The organism is Afifella sp. JA880, assembly GCF_025379905.1.
GTDB lineage: Bacteria > Pseudomonadota > Alphaproteobacteria > Rhizobiales > Afifellaceae > Afifella > Afifella aestuarii.
Window position 1 is genome coordinate 566,590 of record NZ_JAOANH010000002.1, and the last position, 14,308, is coordinate 580,897.

General features: G+C 64.4%; 16 protein-coding genes. 3 read left to right on the forward strand and 13 right to left on the reverse strand.

Annotation, left to right across the window (positions count from 1 at the left end; translation table 11 throughout):
- Nucleotides 1-26: 26 nt before the first annotated feature.
- Nucleotides 27-647 (reverse strand): hypothetical protein, encoded by a 621-nt coding sequence (locus tag NYQ83_RS10890; RefSeq protein WP_261214631.1) that lies wholly within the window; start codon nt 645-647, stop codon nt 27-29.
- 286 nt (nt 648-933) lie between these two features.
- Between NYQ83_RS10890 and NYQ83_RS10895 the strand changes: the two genes are divergently transcribed.
- On the forward strand, nt 934-1,176 hold the full coding sequence (locus tag NYQ83_RS10895) for a DUF6894 family protein (RefSeq protein ID WP_261214632.1): 243 nt from the start codon (nt 934-936) through the stop codon (nt 1,174-1,176).
- 4 nt (nt 1,177-1,180) lie between these two features.
- Here the strand turns inward: NYQ83_RS10895 and NYQ83_RS10900 are convergent, their stop codons facing one another.
- From NYQ83_RS10900 to NYQ83_RS10925, 6 genes are all read right to left on the reverse strand, one after another.
- Nucleotides 1,181-1,933 carry a Crp/Fnr family transcriptional regulator gene (locus NYQ83_RS10900; protein WP_261214634.1) on the reverse strand — a complete coding sequence of 251 codons (753 nt, stop codon included), beginning with the start codon at nt 1,931-1,933 and terminating at the stop codon, nt 1,181-1,183.
- Nucleotides 1,934-2,079: 146 nt separating this feature from the next.
- The gene (locus NYQ83_RS10905) at nt 2,080-2,955 is read right to left on the reverse strand and encodes a DUF1028 domain-containing protein (RefSeq protein WP_261214635.1); all 876 of its coding nucleotides are present in this window, start codon (nt 2,953-2,955) and stop codon (nt 2,080-2,082) included.
- Nucleotides 2,956-3,029: 74 nt separating this feature from the next.
- Nucleotides 3,030-4,127: a DUF2235 domain-containing protein gene (locus tag NYQ83_RS10910; RefSeq protein WP_261214637.1), complete on the reverse strand. Its 1,098-nt coding sequence runs from the start codon at nt 4,125-4,127 to the stop codon at nt 3,030-3,032.
- Between the two features lie 87 nt (nt 4,128-4,214).
- Nucleotides 4,215-5,429, reverse strand: coding sequence for an alpha/beta hydrolase family esterase (locus NYQ83_RS10915; protein ID WP_261214639.1), 1,215 nt, complete (start codon nt 5,427-5,429; stop codon nt 4,215-4,217).
- A 133-nt stretch (nt 5,430-5,562) separates the two neighbouring features.
- Nucleotides 5,563-6,537 carry a LysR family transcriptional regulator gene (locus NYQ83_RS10920; RefSeq protein ID WP_261214641.1) on the reverse strand — a complete coding sequence of 325 codons (975 nt, stop codon included), beginning with the start codon at nt 6,535-6,537 and terminating at the stop codon, nt 5,563-5,565.
- A 79-nt stretch (nt 6,538-6,616) separates the two neighbouring features.
- Nucleotides 6,617-7,054 carry a DoxX family protein gene (locus NYQ83_RS10925; protein WP_261214643.1) on the reverse strand — a complete coding sequence of 146 codons (438 nt, stop codon included), beginning with the start codon at nt 7,052-7,054 and terminating at the stop codon, nt 6,617-6,619.
- Nucleotides 7,055-7,245: 191 nt separating this feature from the next.
- Between NYQ83_RS10925 and NYQ83_RS10930 the strand changes: the two genes are divergently transcribed.
- Nucleotides 7,246-8,193: a ring-cleaving dioxygenase gene (locus NYQ83_RS10930; RefSeq protein ID WP_261214645.1), complete on the forward strand. Its 948-nt coding sequence runs from the start codon at nt 7,246-7,248 to the stop codon at nt 8,191-8,193.
- Nucleotides 8,194-8,268: 75 nt separating this feature from the next.
- On the opposite strand, the gene NYQ83_RS10935 is transcribed toward NYQ83_RS10930, so the two are convergent.
- The 5 genes from NYQ83_RS10935 to NYQ83_RS10955 all read right to left on the reverse strand — a co-directional run bounded on the left by NYQ83_RS10935 (nt 8,269) and on the right by NYQ83_RS10955 (nt 12,283).
- A complete protein-coding gene (locus tag NYQ83_RS10935) occupies nt 8,269-8,547 on the reverse strand; it encodes a CopG family ribbon-helix-helix protein (RefSeq protein ID WP_234628727.1) in 279 nt (92 codons plus the stop codon).
- Nucleotides 8,548-8,709: 162 nt separating this feature from the next.
- On the reverse strand, nt 8,710-9,861 hold the full coding sequence (locus tag NYQ83_RS10940; RefSeq protein WP_261214647.1) for a sulfotransferase: 1,152 nt from the start codon (nt 9,859-9,861) through the stop codon (nt 8,710-8,712).
- Between the two features lie 19 nt (nt 9,862-9,880).
- On the reverse strand, nt 9,881-10,597 hold the full coding sequence (locus tag NYQ83_RS10945) for a hypothetical protein (RefSeq protein WP_128291264.1): 717 nt from the start codon (nt 10,595-10,597) through the stop codon (nt 9,881-9,883).
- On the reverse strand, nt 10,584-10,880 hold the full coding sequence (locus NYQ83_RS10950; RefSeq protein ID WP_261214648.1) for a hypothetical protein: 297 nt from the start codon (nt 10,878-10,880) through the stop codon (nt 10,584-10,586). The genes NYQ83_RS10945 and NYQ83_RS10950 overlap by 14 nt, the downstream gene beginning before the upstream one ends.
- Entirely contained in the window at nt 10,877-12,283 is a 1,407-nt protein-coding gene (locus tag NYQ83_RS10955) for an arylsulfotransferase family protein (RefSeq protein ID WP_261214649.1), read from the reverse strand. Before NYQ83_RS10955 ends, NYQ83_RS10950 begins: the two co-directional genes overlap by 4 nt.
- Before the next feature lie 438 nt (nt 12,284-12,721).
- Between NYQ83_RS10955 and NYQ83_RS10960 the strand changes: the two genes are divergently transcribed.
- Entirely contained in the window at nt 12,722-13,708 is a 987-nt protein-coding gene (locus NYQ83_RS10960; RefSeq protein WP_261214650.1) for an aldo/keto reductase, read from the forward strand.
- 90 nt (nt 13,709-13,798) lie between these two features.
- Here the strand turns inward: NYQ83_RS10960 and NYQ83_RS10965 are convergent, their stop codons facing one another.
- Nucleotides 13,799-14,212, reverse strand: coding sequence for a DUF3830 family protein (locus NYQ83_RS10965; protein WP_128291261.1), 414 nt, complete (start codon nt 14,210-14,212; stop codon nt 13,799-13,801).
- Between the last annotated feature and the right edge of the window lie 96 nt (nt 14,213-14,308).

Genomic DNA, 14,308 nt, shown 5'->3' on the forward strand with positions numbered 1-14,308 from the left:
GTTGTTGAGCACGGTCGGGTCTCCGATCACTTGGCCATGGCGAGCTTGCGGCGCGCCAGCTCGGTCAGATTGACTTCGACGGTGACGGCACCGATCGGCGTGTTGCTGGCTTCGTCGGCGAGCGTCATGTTCACCTGCGCCCGCCAGATGTGCAGAGTGTCGTCAAACTCCGGCGCGTCGATGAAGACAACGCCTGCGCCTTTCGGATAAGTCTCCTGAAATTTCGCCTCGTCGCCCTGCCAGAAATCGCCCGTGATCGACGACTGGCCGACGTTCAGCCCCTTGTCGTCCATCACGAAGATCTCGACGAAGAGACCGGCCGACTGGCCCTGCATGCGCGTCAGATAGACCGACAGCGGGTTCGACAGCGTCGCCGCGATCAACGGCTTGTCGACAGCCTCGCGCTCCGCTTTCCATTGTTCATCGAGCTGATCGATCTTGGCCTGCTCCAGTGTGCCATAACGCTGGTTCTGGGTCCTGACGGAGAGACGCACGACTTCTGAATTCATCCAGCTGCGGATATCGTCCATCACGGAGGCGTCGATGAGCCGTTTGGGATCGGGGGCCAGTGGATCGGATGGCACAGGTTCGGCCTTTGCGGCGAAGGCTGGAACCGCCACAAGGGCGGCCATGGCAAGTCGGAGCATGGGCGTCTCGTTCCAAATCAGAGAATACGGTCTTTGCACCCATAAAATTCCAGGCTGTTGCCAGGCTTGAGAACTATTCTAAAAGTTGCGCAGATCCGCGAGGCCGCATAGCCCCTCTTAAGCCAGGGGATCGAAACAGACCTCTGCACCCACGAAGCCGTCGCGACAGAAAGCTGGCTTTCCCGGCCACCTAACACAGGTGAGTGATGGACCGACGGAAGGTGGCATCTTGGACCACGCGAACGGTCGGTATGACACGAGCGCATCGCTTGATGAAGGAAGCGCCGTGCCTCGCTATTTTTTCAACGTCTACCCGGACAGCGCGGAGCTCGACCGCGAGGGCACCGAAATCACCGACACCCACACGGCTCAGGCCGAAGCGGTCCGCATGGCCGGCGAGATCATGCGCGATATGGGCCGCCAGTTCTGGACGGGGGACGAATGGCGCCTCGAAGTGATCGACGCCGAAGGCAACAGGATCTTCGTCGTCCGCTTCTCGGCAAGAGAGGTAGTCGGCGGCGAACTCTGAGCCCTCAGGCGTGCGGGCGGGGCGCGAGCTTCTGTTGGTCCAGATGCAGATAGTTCGGCGTGAAGCCGGCGAACTCTTCCAACCGTTCGATGTCGTGAATGACGAGACGGGACCCCGCAAACGAGATCAGCCCGTCGCCGCGCAGCCGCTGCAAGACGCGGTTCATGTGCACGTTCGACAGGCCGAGCGTGTCGGCGAGATCGATCTGCGTCAGCGGAAGCTCGTAGCTGTGGCCGTCGACGAGGCCGACCGCCCTCAGCCGGTAGAGCAGCTCGCAGAGAAGATGCGCGACCCGCTCCGTCGCCTCACGGCCACCGAGATTGACGAGCCATTCGCGCAACGTGGCTTCGTCCACGAGAGCCGATGCCCACATCGCCTGGGCGAGCTTCGGCCTTTCCATGAGCTTGAGGATCCGCTCCCTTGGAATATCCACGACCTTGCAGGGCGACAGCGCCGACAGCGAATGGTCCATCTCCTTCAGGATGAAGATGTGCAGATCGCAGAAATCACCGGGGATGAGATAGGCCATGATATGCCGGCTGCCCTCCGCCAGGATCTTGTAGCGGCAGGCGAAGCCTTCGAGGACCAGATGCACATGGTCGGGCTCGTCGCCCTCTTGAATGAGGTCGGTCCGCGCCGGCACCAAACGGGTCTTCTCGATGATCTCGTCGAGAAGCCGGCAATCCTCTGCATCGAGACGGACGAAGCCGTTGAGCTTTCTGACCAGCGGGTTATCGTAGTCCTGTCCGTCCTGCATTCCGACGTCCCTTTGTCGATCTCGCTCGTTGCACATGAAATTCAGCATGAATGCTGTTCGATTTCTATACAGGGGCTTCACGTTCGGTGCCGGTGACAAGCGCCGAACAGCATCCGGCGGAAGCGGACTTCGGCGGCAGACGTCCCTCAGCCGCCCTTGCGCGCCCGGATATCGCTCAACACTTCCGTATCGATGAGATCGTCGTCGCGGATGCGGTTGTCGTAGTTTTCGACGCCCATGAAGCGCGCCATCGCGGCGATCTTCTCCGGTCCCCAGATATCCGCCGATTTGGAACTATCCGGATCGAGATAGCCCTCCCGCATCAGCAATCGAATTAAATACGGAGCGATTTTGCTATCAATTTGAACGAGATTGTCGGGATCCGATCCGAAATAGGAAAGACGGTGGAGCCGGTAGCAGCGCGATAGCTCCGAAATGGGATCGTTATGATCGTAAATGGAGATATCGACGGCCTTGCCCTGCCGCCCGCCATAGCCGGCCCCGGCCAGGAACACCTGCAGCCCGGCCGATTGCACGCCGCGCAATTCGCCGCCCGCCTCCTGGCCTGCAACGAGCGCCGCGATCAGCCGCTCCTGAAAATCGCCCTCGGCACGTTCAAAGCGCGCCACCATCGCCGCTGGCACGTCCTCTGAGGTGAGCGAATTGCCATGCGCGAGCGCATTGTCTCCGAAGGCGACGGAGGCCGCGCCGTCCCAGCTTTCCACCGCCGCGCCGGTGTGCTGCGCCGCCCGCCCATCGGCCGCGAGGATGGCGATCTGGCGTTCGCCCCGGGCCGCATCCTCGGCGAGAACGAGATCGAGCACCGTCTCCGGCGGCACGCCGAGCGCCAGAAGGTCGAGCCCCTTCGTGCCGTGATCGGGATTGGAAAAAGCCTGCGTCGCGATCACCCCGACGCCCGCCCGTCCATGGCAGATGAGATTGGCGACGCCCGGAAACTTCGACTGCACGGCGATGCCGAGCGCCCCGGTCTCGGGCTCTCGGGCGAGAATGGAATAGGTCATGGCCTGTGATAGACGATGACGGCGGGCCTCAAAAGCCCGCGCCGCGCCGTAGGGCTCAGGGCCACCAGGAACACCTACCCCTCGACGATGAATTCCTCCGGCAGGTTCTTGTGCGTCTCGCCGAGCCTGTCGCGGCGGATGATGACCGAGCGGTGCACCCGCGCGCCCTCGGCAATCTTCCGCCCCGAGAAGAAGGCGGGCGGGGCAAGACCGAGAAAACGCCGCCCGTGAGAGCCCGGCGCGCAAAGTCTTGGCAAAAATTCGAAGATCGCCCAGAACCAGTTCATCGATTGATGCCGTTTGCCGAGCGGATTGGGCTCTTCGTATTTCATCGCCCCCTCGCCGCAAACGAGACGCCGCACCACCTCTTCGGAATAGACGAGCCCCATATCCGCCGTCTCGCCGATCATCCAGGCGAGCGGCACCTTGGCGAGGCCGCTCTCCGCCTCCGGATAGCCGCCGCCGACATCGCCGTGCACGCCGGCAAACCACACCTCGCGGACATCCTGGTTTTCCGCCTCCGGCCAGAGCTGCGCGCGGAACATGACGCGGAGCTCGTCGATCGCCACGGCGTGGCGCACGCTTTCGACGCTCGGATTGGCATTGGTGAAGGCATGCGAGCGCAGCCGGATGCGATAGCCGCCATGCTCGATGACCGAGGCGACGGTATCGAAGAGCCCGAGAAGCCGGATCGGCGGATGCTCGGTCCTCAGAACCCGGTCGTAGAGCTCGATCTCGTCGAGCTTCGTCTCGCGCTCGGCGCCGACGCTGCGATAGGCGCGGTAGGCGTAGTCGAGGAGGTTGAAATTGCGCGTCTCGAGAATGCCGATCGCGTGGATGAAGCCGGCGAGAACCGTGGCCGAATAGGCACCCCGGCTGAAGCCGAAGAGATAGATCCGGTCGCCCGTTTCCCAGTTCTCGGCGAGAAAGCGGTAGGCTTCCTTGACGTTCTCATCGAGGCCCCAGCCCGTCATCATGCCCCAGAATTCGACGACGCGTGGCCACCACCTCACCCAGGAATTGTCGGCGGCGAGCGTCCCGACGCCCGGATCGTACCAGACGAGCTGGTCCTCGCTTTTCTCCAGCGTGCCGTAAAGGCGCAGGACATTGGTACGGTCTTCGGAGATTTCGTTCGACGTGCCGTCGAAGAGAATGACGATATTCTTGGGCATTGCCCCCTCCGGCCTCTCCCGGAGGGAATTTATCACAAGATTGCAGGCCCCAGGCGCAGAAAGACCGGCTTGCGCCGCGCCCGAAACTCAGCGCATCAAGCCGGCCTTGCGCAACGCATCCTCGATCACCTTGCCAACACCGGAGGTCGAGGGCCCGGAGCCAGACGGCCCGGAGTTTTTGGACCGGCCGCCGCTCTCCCCAGCGGTCTTATTTCCAGCCGTCTTCGCGCCAGCCGTCTTCTCCTTGGCGGTCGCGCCGGCGCCGTTGCGGAGCGGCTGCGCCGCCGCCCGCAGAGGCGTGTCCGCCATGCGCATGATCGCCTTGCGTGTGCGCCCGCCGGCGGGTTCTGAGGCAATCCCGAAGAAGCGCGCGATATGCAGCGTCGACGAAATGTCGACGTCGAGCATGAAGGGCGCCGGCGTGCCATAACCGTTCGGCCCGTCCGCCTCGATCGGCGTGCCGTGGCCCATGCCGGTGATGGAAAACTCCTCGATCACTGCGCGCCCGTTGCGGTCGTGCCAGACCCGGTGCGGATAGCCGTCGACCTCGTCCGTCCGGTCGGGTTCGGCGGCGACGTGATGCAGCGCCCGCCATTGCGCCAATGTCGCCTCGACATTGATCGGATCGACGGTGCGGTCGCCTGTCCCGTGCCACAGCGAAATGATCGGCCAGGGCCCGTTGTGGTCGGAGGCGCCGCGCACGGCCGCCTGCAGCTCGTCTTCGCCGGGCAGGCCATGGCCGCGCATCCGGTCGAAAGCGGCGGGCATCGAGGTGGCGCTGCCATAGGGAATGGCGGCAATGAGCGCGCCGCCGGCAAAGACCTCCGGATAGGTCGCGAGCATCACGCCCGCCATCGCGCCCCCCGCCGACAGGCCGGTGACGAAGACGCGGCTGCGGTCGAGCCGGTACGTCACCACCATATGCTCCACCATCTGGCGGATCGACAGCGCCTCGCCGGAGCCGCGGCGGATATCGCCGTCCTGAAACCAGTTGAAGCAGAGATTGGGGTTGTTGCCGCGCTGCTGCTCGGGAAACAGAAGCGCGAACTTCGCCTCGTCGGCGAGCCGCGACCAACCGGAGCCGTGGTCGTAGCCGGCCGCGCTTTGCGTGCATCCGTGCAGCACGACGACAAGCGGAGCCCCCTCCGGAAGGTCGTCGGGAACATAGGCTCGCGCGCGCAGCGCCCCGGGATTGGAGCCGAAGCGGGAGATCTCGAAAAGGCGGTCGACCACCGGCCCGCGCGGGACATGAAATCCCTTCAAGGCGGAAAGCCGGGCAATGGTGTCGGACAGGTTTCTCAACGTGGTTCCTCTGGAGCCGCTTCCCCGAAGCGGCAGGGGGAAAACGGCCGCGCATCGATATGGTTGCTGCGGTGCACAATAGCGCGCCGCAACCACAGGTAAAACTCTTTCCAGATGAATGATTGGAGAGGTTCTATCCGTCGGCGCTGGTGTCAGCCTGCCGCCCCTGCCCGCCCCGGCCTTCCCCGCTCCGCCCCTCGATGAAATCGCGATCGCGCGCGATTTCCGCGGCCAGAAAGTCGAGAAGCGCACGGATGCGTGCGGCATGGCGCAGATCCGGATGCGTCAGAAGCCAGAGATCGGTGGCAAAGGCGGGTTCGGCGGAGGCAAGCCGCGTCAGGCCGGGCTCGGCATTGCCGATGAAGCATGGCAGATGCCCGATGCCGATCCCCTCCGCGATCGCCTCGGCAAGGCCGAGAACGCTGCTGATGCGGTAGACGATCTTCTCCGCCGGCACGTGTTCGTGGACGAAGCGCACCGCCTTCAGCCCCGCCATCCGCTCGCCGAGTGCCACCCAGGGCCGATCGAACAGGTCCGTGACCTCGACACCACTGGCCTCGGGGCCCGCATCGGCAAAATCGGCCGCCCGCCCGTAAAGCCCCCAGTTGATGCGGGCCACGCGCCGCCCAACGAGGTTCTCCGGCGGCGTGTCGGTCGCCCGGATCGCCACGTCGGCATCACGCTTGGAAAGATTGAGCGCCTGGTTGGAAACGACGATGTCGAGGCGCACGCGCGGTTCCTTCTCGCGAAAGCGCGCAAACAGCGGCGTGAAGAGATGCGTCAGAAGCGTGTCGCTCGTCGTCACGCGCACCTCGCCCTCCGGCACCACCTCGGCCCCGGCGACCTTGCGTCCAAAACCCGTGATGCGCTCGTCGATGTCGCTGGCGAGTTCCACCATCTCCTCGCCCACCGCCGTCGGCACATACCCGGTGCGATGGCGCTCGAAGAGGCTCACCCCGAGCGTCGTTTCGATCTGCCCGAGCCTTCGAAACACGGTCGAATGGTTGATGCCGAGAAGCTCGGCCGCGGCCGGAAGCCGGCCCGCTTCGGCAATCGCCTTGATCAGGCGGAAATCGTCCCAGGCGAGATTCTTGAACGGCTCGACCAATCTTTCCCTCAAACAGAATGGCGGCCGCGCTCCCAGGAAGGAGAACGCGGCCGGTCTTTTCGAAATCTGTCGTAAAGCCTCATGCGGCTTCCGCGACCCGGCCCGCATGGGCAGACGCCGGCAAAACCGTGCGGCGCAGCGCAAAGGCCCCGTCGCCGATCAGCGCCTGAACGAAGGCCGCCACCGACAGGAACGCCGGATATTCCCAGCCGCCATTGGCCGCGGAGAAGCTCCAGCCGTTCGGCGCATGCACCCAGATGGCGCCCAGGAGGATCGGCAGAACCAGGATGGAGATGAGGCGGCTGTAAACGCCGGCGATCAGCGCCAGCCCGCCAAAAAGCTCGCCGAGAATGATCGGCCACGCGAAGAGCGTCGGCAGGCCGAGCTGGGCGAGAAAGCCTTCAAAGCCCGGAACGGTGAAGGTCACGATCTTCATATAAGCGTGGGCGATGAGCATCACGCCGAGCGAGATGCGCAGGAGGAAGGCGCCATAGGGGGCAAGGCGGGTATCGATCATCTGTCGCTCCAATTTCGGTTGGTCTTCCCCGAAATTGAACATTCCCCACATGCAATTCAAACGGCTTCTCTGCACATATATCATTGCATCTGCGCAATGTCTTCCCCGTCGCAATCGCTCCTGGCCGGCCTATCTGTGGAAAGAACGAAAGCGCGCGTTCTTGCAGGACGCGTCCGATTGGAGCTTCCACCATGCGCCACAACGGCATCCACCACGTGACCGCGATCGCGGCTTCGGCGCGACGCAATCTCGATTTCTTCACCCGCATCCTCGGCATGCGCCTCGTCAAGAAGACGGTGAATTTCGACGATCCCGGCGGCTACCACTTCTATTATGGCGACGAGGCCGGCCATCCGGGCACCATCCTCACCTTCTTCCCGCTGGAGCATGCCGCCCCCGGCCGCGCCGGCCGCGCCGGCAGCGGCGAGACGCAGGAGACGCGGTTTCTCGTGCCAGAGGCCTCGCTCAGCTTCTGGACGCAGCGCCTCGTCGAAAAGGGCGTCGCCCATGAGGCGCCCACAAAAGTCTTCGGCGAGACGACGATCGCCTTCACCGATCCCGACGGCACGCATCTCGCGCTCGTCGGCGTCGCGGGTGCTGAGGCCGAACCGGGCTGGTCGGATGGCGAGATTCCTCAGGAGCACGCGATCCGCGGCATCCACAGCGTCAAGCTCCTCCTCGAGGACGCGGAGCCGACGGCGGAGATCCTGACGGATGTGCTGGGCTTTGAAGCCGCCGGCAAAGACGGTTCGCTTGCGCGCTTTCAGGCAAAGGGCAGCAGCCCGGCAACGCCTGGAACCTTCGTCGATCTGCATGCCGCCGGCGAGTTCCTGCGCGGCCGCATGGGCGCGGGCTCCGTCCACCACATCGCCTTCCGGGCCGACGAGGCCGGCCAGGCGGAGATGGCGCGGCGCCTGCGCGAGGTGCATCGCATCGCCACGACCGAGCAGAAGGACCGCAAATATTTCCGCTCGGTCTATTTCCGCGAGCCGGGCGGCGTGCTCTTCGAGATCGCCACCGATGATCCGGGCTTTGCCATCGACGAGAGCGAGACGAATCTCGGCCAGGCCTTGAAACTGCCCGACCAATACGAGGCCCGGCGGACGGAGATCGAAGCCGTCCTGCCTGAGCTCGCCTGAAAAACCCCGGCGCGCCCTCCCCGGCGCGCCGGCCCTGAAGAATGCGGACGCAGCCGGATCGCCGCCGGGCAAATCTTACTTGTGACATCCGGGAGCAGGCGTTTCGTCGTCGGTTCCCCAGCTCTCCAGCCACCGGTCGACCTCGTCGGCGGTCGCATGCATCCCCGTCTCGCGGAACTCTTCCCACGCCTGCAGCGTGTCGCGCCGAAGCGCCTCACGCCTCTCCTCGCGCTCCACATACTGCGCGATGGCTTCCCGCATGATCCAATGCGACGTGCGTTGCCGCGCCTCGGCAAGATGCCGGACGCGCGCTTTCATCTCGTCATCGAGCTTGATGGATGTTGCAGATGCCATGCGCGTCTCGACGCCAAAAGGTAATACCTTTTGGTACCATGTCGCATCTGCGCCGGGATGGTCCACTGTCGGCACGCATGCGCAGCCCCGCGCGGTGCGCGCGCCCTGGAAAGCGCCCCATGTCATCGCGCCCCACGTCATCACGCCCCACGTCATCGCGCCTCAGGCCATTGCGACGGCGCGCACCTCCGCCTTGGCGGGCACATCCGCGGCATGCCGGGCAAGGCGCATCGCGGTTTCCTCGGTGATCGCCGCAATCGTCCTCAACTCGTCTGGCGTAAAATCGGGCCGATAATAGGAAGGCTCGCTGATCCGCTCGGCCGCAAGCGCCGGCAGATTGCCGCCTTGAAGCCCGCAATGGCCGGCGATCGCCGCCATCTCGCGCGCCGGATCGGCACAAAGCCGCTCATAGGGCACGATGCGGGTGGCCGCGGAGAGCGTCGGATCGGCGTCGAGCTTGTCGGCGACATGTCCATAGAGGGCCGCCCAGTAACGCGCCCACCCTTCGACGTCCTGGCCTTCGGCCCACAGCCGCATGATCTCCGGCGCCTGCCGGTCGCCGAGCCCGATCGCCCGCCGCTCCAGGCCGAATTCGAAATGCCCGGTGCGACTCAGATGCCGCGTGATGCGCGGATCGGCATTGCCGGCTTCGACGAAGAGCCGGTGCTGCTTCATCAGGGAAGCGATATGCCAGACCGGATCGCGGACCGGCACCAGGAAACGCGCATCGGGAAAGAGCTTTTGCAGGTAGGAAAGCCGCGTGACGTTGTAATTGCCCTTGGCGAGATAGCGCCGCCCGCCGCGCAGCACGAGAAGCTTGGCGATATGCTCGCGGTAGAAGCGCTCGAACTCCGGGTGCGCCGTCGCCCGGTCGAGCACGGCCGACGTCGCCGGATCGTGCAGACCGGCAAAGAACGCCATCCACATCACCTCTTCGAAGGCTTCCGGGCTTTCCGGCGTCACCAGAATGCGGTCCTTGTGCGCCCGCTCCTCCGCCGGTGCCTCGCCGCTCGCCGCATGGTCGGTGAACCAGTTCCAGGCAAGCGGCGTCATCACGGCGGGAAAATCGCGGTAGCGATGCGTCGCGACGTCGGGATGGGTTGCAAGAAGTTCGAGAAGCATGGTGCTGCCGGAACGGGCGAGCCCCGTCACATAGATCGGCCGCTCCACGCGGATCTCCGCGATGCGCTCGCGCGCCATCCGCGTTTCGAAATCGCCGAGCCGGATGAACGCTCTCGGATGCCGCTCCACGAGGCCGCTCAGAAAATCCATCCAGCCGCTGACCTTCGGGCCGCTCGTCTCAGACTTTGCCATCTATTCGATCCTGCGCCATCTATTCGATCCTGCGGATGGATTTTGCGGCGAACGACATCAGGATCAGCGCCGGAAAGAAGATGATCTCCCAGCCGCGCGCCCAGGACGGCCCGGCCGTGAAGATCTCACGCTTCGGCAAATCGATCTCGATCTCGTCGACCGGCGCCTCGTCGGCGAGATAGCCGATCGGATTGCCGATGATGTAGTTCCACCACTGCTTCTTGTGCACGACAGGCACCGGCGCCTTCACCGGCACGTCGGCGATCGTCGCCCCGTTCGCGTCCTTGACGATGGCACGCGGCGCCGGCCGGTCTTCCACCCATTCGCCGCCGTAATTGCCCGACGCCCGCACGGTGACGCTCTGCCCCTCCGGCGGCAGCGTGCGCGCATAGGAGGAATCGAGCCACAGAATGAGAGTGAGAAGCGGCAGCGAGGCGATCAGCGTCGACGGCAGCACGAGAAACACCCGTTTGAGGGCGATCCCCAGCATATTGCGGATAAGCCCGCCCGCCTCCTCGAACGGCCCGTCGAATTCGGCAAGCCGCTCCTGCGCGCCCTTCAGCGCAACCCGCAATTCCGCAATCCGCGCCTGCGGCGACAACAGCCGGTAGAGCTCCATGGAGGCGATCGAGGCGACGGACGCCCAGATCAAGACCACCAGGAAGGAGGGCAGAATGTGCGACAGCTGTCCGTCGATCCAGCCGAACAGCGGCGCCGGCAGATCAAGAAGCCCCATTCGCCGTCCGTTCGCTGACGCCGGCCGGCTCTGCGGTCGCGGCCTGGGAAGCAAGTGGTGCGGCGCCGGCGGCATTCTCCTGCCGTGCGGCGCCCGCCTTGCGGCGATTGCGCATCATTTTACGCACCGGCCAGGCGACGACGAAGCTGATCGCAAGGCCGATCGCGGCCACAAGCGCCCAGAGCGCGCCGAGAAGGCTCAGCCCCGCGCCCGGGCCCACATAGGCGAAGGCGGCCGAAGGCAGAAGTGCTGCGGTCACAGCAAAAAACACAAACCGTCTCATATCGTTTTCTTCCCTGTCTGGCTCGTCGCCTGCAACGAGCTGGTGAAGGAGGCGTCGAAATAATCGGGGGGCAGCCGCTGGCCCCAGCACAGGATGGAGAGGCGGGGCACCGTCTCGCCGGCAAGCGTCTCCGCCCGCACGGGATTGATGTACTCCCAGACGATGTCGCCCTCGCGCGTCACCTCCAGAAGCCGCCCGCCGGAGGATTCGGTGATGAGCGTATTGCCGTTCTTCAAACGCTGCTGCGCCGAGCGGATCATGCTGTCGAGCGGCGCTTCGGGCGTGCCGCCATATTCCCAGACGATCTCCGACGTGCGCGGATTGACCTCGATGACGCGCGAGCGGGCATTGGCGCGATCGTAATTGCCGAAATTGTCGAAGAGGATGAGATCGCCGTTCGGCAGAATGTCCGGATCGTGCTGGCCGAGCCAGTCGGAGCGTTTCGCCCAGGTGATCGTCTCCGCATCGGGATCGAGGACCGCCACGGCGCCGAGTTCGCGGAAGGACACAAGCACCTGCCCCTCTTTCGCATAGGGGAAATTCGCCGCCTCTTCCGCCGTGATGTAATCGACATTGTTGGTGTGCAGCGGGTCCGACACCGCAAAGGCCGACACGGTGTAGAGCATCTGCCGGAATTCCGATCGCGCCACCGCCTGAATGAGCGCGATCTTCTTCAGCTCTTGTCCGTCGGGCGACAGGATGACGAGAAAATCGTCGAGCCGCGGCTGCTTGAAATTGTCGAATCCGTCGAGCTTCTTGTCCACGAATTCGTGGGTGATGACGTAGATCCGCCCGTCCGGCCCGACATCGATGTCGTGATGGGCGTTGGCGAGATAGCTCCAGATGACGTTGGAATCCTTGTCGAGCTTGGCGACGCCATAGCCGTAGGGCGTGTCCCCCGCCCCCTCGTAGACGACGAGAAGATCGCCGTTCGGATAGGCGATCGCCTTGCGGAAATAGACGAAAGCGTCGGGCTGCGGCCGCTTCACGGCGGCGCCCTCGTGCCAGACGGAGCTGTAGGGCCGGCGCCATTCGTGCACGACGGAGCCGTCCATGGCGATGAGCCGCGCCACCGCTCCCTCGCCAGAGGTATAGAGGGTCAGCCCCTGCTCGGTCCGCATCGCATCGTTCACCGTCACGCCCTTGTCGGGCCGGCGCTCGGGATACCAGAGATCCGTCAGATAGAGATTTTGCGTCGTGGTGGCGCGGTCGTAGAGCGCCTTGCCGCCGAGATAGGCATCGCCGATTTGCTTGCCGGGCGTCACCCCGGCCGTCGTGACGATAGCCCCCGCAACGAAGGCGATGAACACGAGCGAGACGAAAAATCCCGCTTTGAAAATCCGGTCTGCGGACGATGCGTCGTCGCCTTCCCCCAACCCCCTTTCGGGGGGCAAACTGCCCATTCCTGTCCCGCTCCTTAAGTCCGCTAACCTCGCGGAAGAAGAACGGCCTCCTCGGGCAACAATATGGTCACAAAACGGCTAACATCGCCCTTTTTCCGGGCCTTCTCGGCGCTGCGGCAATCGGCACAGACCGCGGGCCGCGCGCGGCATCACAAGACGCCGTTCCCTCGCCGACAAAGCCCCGCCGCCGGCGCTCACTTATGAAGAAGTCGCACAGGCGTAAGCGGAGACCTGCGTCTGGTCGCCAACCCGCGTTCACCTGATTTCCGCGCATGACATCGATGCCCGCCCAGGGCAGGATACATCTTGCCACCCCACGCACCCGCCCGCCGCCCCCGCCGACAAGAGACTGAGTGCTGCGCCCCTCAAAAACGACGTCCCGGACATGCCTGTTCGAAAATCCTGCCCCGTTCGAAAATTCTTCAATGGAGAGACGCTTTGAAAACACGCAAGCTTGCCGACAATCTTGAAGTCTCGGCCCTCGGCTTCGGCTGCATGGGCCTCAATTTCGGCTTCACCGATTTCCCGGAAGAGAACGACGCGGTGGCGCTCATCCGCGCCGCCGTGGAGCGGGGCGTCACCTTCTTCGACACGGCCGAGGTCTATGGCCCCTTCACCAACGAGAAGATCGTCGGCGAAGCGCTCAGGCCCATGCGTGACAAGGTCGTGATCGCCACCAAGTTCGGCTTCAACATCGTGGACGGCAAGCAGGCGGGCATGAACAGCCGGCCGAAACACATCAAAGAGGTCGCCGACGCGTCCTTGAAGCGGCTCGGCATCGACGAAATCGACCTCTTCTATCAGCACCGCGTCGACCCGGACGTGCCGATCGAGGAGGTGGCCGGTGCGGTCAAGGATCTGATCGCCGAAGGCAAGGTGAAGCATTTCGGCATGTCGGAACCGGGCGCGGAAACCCTGCGCCGGGCGCATGCGGTGCAGCCGGTTGCCGCCGTGCAGAACGAATATTCCCTGTGGACACGCGGCGTCGAAACCAACGGCATCCTCAAGGCCTGCGAAGAGCTCGGCATCGGCTTTGTTCCTTTCTCACCGCTCGGCAAGGGCTTCCTGACCGGCGCCATGAGCAAGGACACGAAGATCAGCGAGAGCGATTTCCGCTCCCTCCTGCCGCGCTTCACGCCCGAAGCGATGGAGAAGAACCAGGCGCTGATCGACCTTCTGAAACAGGTCGCCGCTGAGAAGGAGGCGACGCCGGCGCAGATCGCGCTCGCCTGGCTGCTTGCGCAAAAGCCCTGGATCGTGCCGATCCCCGGCACCACCAAGCTCCACCGGCTTGAGGAAAATCTCGCCTCGGCCGAGATCGAACTCAGCGAGGACGATCTCAGCCGCATCGGCACCGCTCTCGCCGAGATCGACGTCGAAGGCGAGCGCTATCCCGAACATCTGCTGGCGGCCACCGGCCGCTGAGGCCCGCAGACGCAAAAAGGCCGGATCGCAAGGCACCGCCTCCCGATCCGGCCTCCGCGGAATTTTGAGCTGAAGCCCGAGCCCAGCGGCTCAGGCGAATTCGAAGCGGATCGGCTGCGCGCCCTCCCACAAAGTCATCGGGCCGAGCTTCGCAAGATCCTCGAGCCCCGAGGTCAGCGTGATGAAATGGTTGCCGGCGAGCTGGCCCATCTTGCAGGCGAAATGCACGCCGCCATAGGCGAGCAGGATCTCCGTCTCGCTGATGCCGCCCGGATAGAGCACGATCTGGCCGGGCGCCGGATAGCTCGTATGGTTCTCGTAACCGACGCCGAACTGCATGTCGCCGAGCGGGATCCACACGCCCTCGCCGCTCCAGCGCACATGCACGATCTTGCTTTCGAACGGCATCACCTTGCGGAACGCCGCGCAGGTCTGAGGCGCCGCCTCTTCCTCAAGCCTCGCATCGAACCGGTATGGCCCCGCATGCACCACGAGCTTCGACATCGTGTCCTCCCATTCCTGGCAACCGGCAGCTTTTCTCCCACTTTTGCGAGAGCCACAAGCACCCGGCGCCACGCCCGATCTTATGGCCCGCTTCGC

Coding starts and splice junctions, on each gene's coding strand:
- NYQ83_RS10890 (WP_261214631.1), bottom strand. CDS start 647: ATGCTCCGACTTGCCATGGCCGCCCTTGTGGCGGTTCCAGCCTTCGCC.
- NYQ83_RS10900 (WP_261214634.1), bottom strand. CDS start 1,933: ATGCAGGACGGACAGGACTACGATAACCCGCTGGTCAGAAAGCTCAAC.
- NYQ83_RS10905 (WP_261214635.1), bottom strand. CDS start 2,955: ATGACCTATTCCATTCTCGCCCGAGAGCCCGAGACCGGGGCGCTCGGC.
- NYQ83_RS10910 (WP_261214637.1), bottom strand. CDS start 4,127: ATGCCCAAGAATATCGTCATTCTCTTCGACGGCACGTCGAACGAAATC.
- NYQ83_RS10925 (WP_261214643.1), bottom strand. CDS start 7,054: ATGATCGATACCCGCCTTGCCCCCTATGGCGCCTTCCTCCTGCGCATC.
- NYQ83_RS10930 (WP_261214645.1), top strand. CDS start 7,246: ATGCGCCACAACGGCATCCACCACGTGACCGCGATCGCGGCTTCGGCG.
- NYQ83_RS10935 (WP_234628727.1), bottom strand. CDS start 8,547: ATGGCATCTGCAACATCCATCAAGCTCGATGACGAGATGAAAGCGCGC.
- NYQ83_RS10940 (WP_261214647.1), bottom strand. CDS start 9,861: ATGGCAAAGTCTGAGACGAGCGGCCCGAAGGTCAGCGGCTGGATGGAT.
- NYQ83_RS10945 (WP_128291264.1), bottom strand. CDS start 10,597: ATGGGGCTTCTTGATCTGCCGGCGCCGCTGTTCGGCTGGATCGACGGA.
- NYQ83_RS10950 (WP_261214648.1), bottom strand. CDS start 10,880: ATGAGACGGTTTGTGTTTTTTGCTGTGACCGCAGCACTTCTGCCTTCG.
- NYQ83_RS10955 (WP_261214649.1), bottom strand. CDS start 12,283: ATGGGCAGTTTGCCCCCCGAAAGGGGGTTGGGGGAAGGCGACGACGCA.
- NYQ83_RS10965 (WP_128291261.1), bottom strand. CDS start 14,212: ATGTCGAAGCTCGTGGTGCATGCGGGGCCATACCGGTTCGATGCGAGG.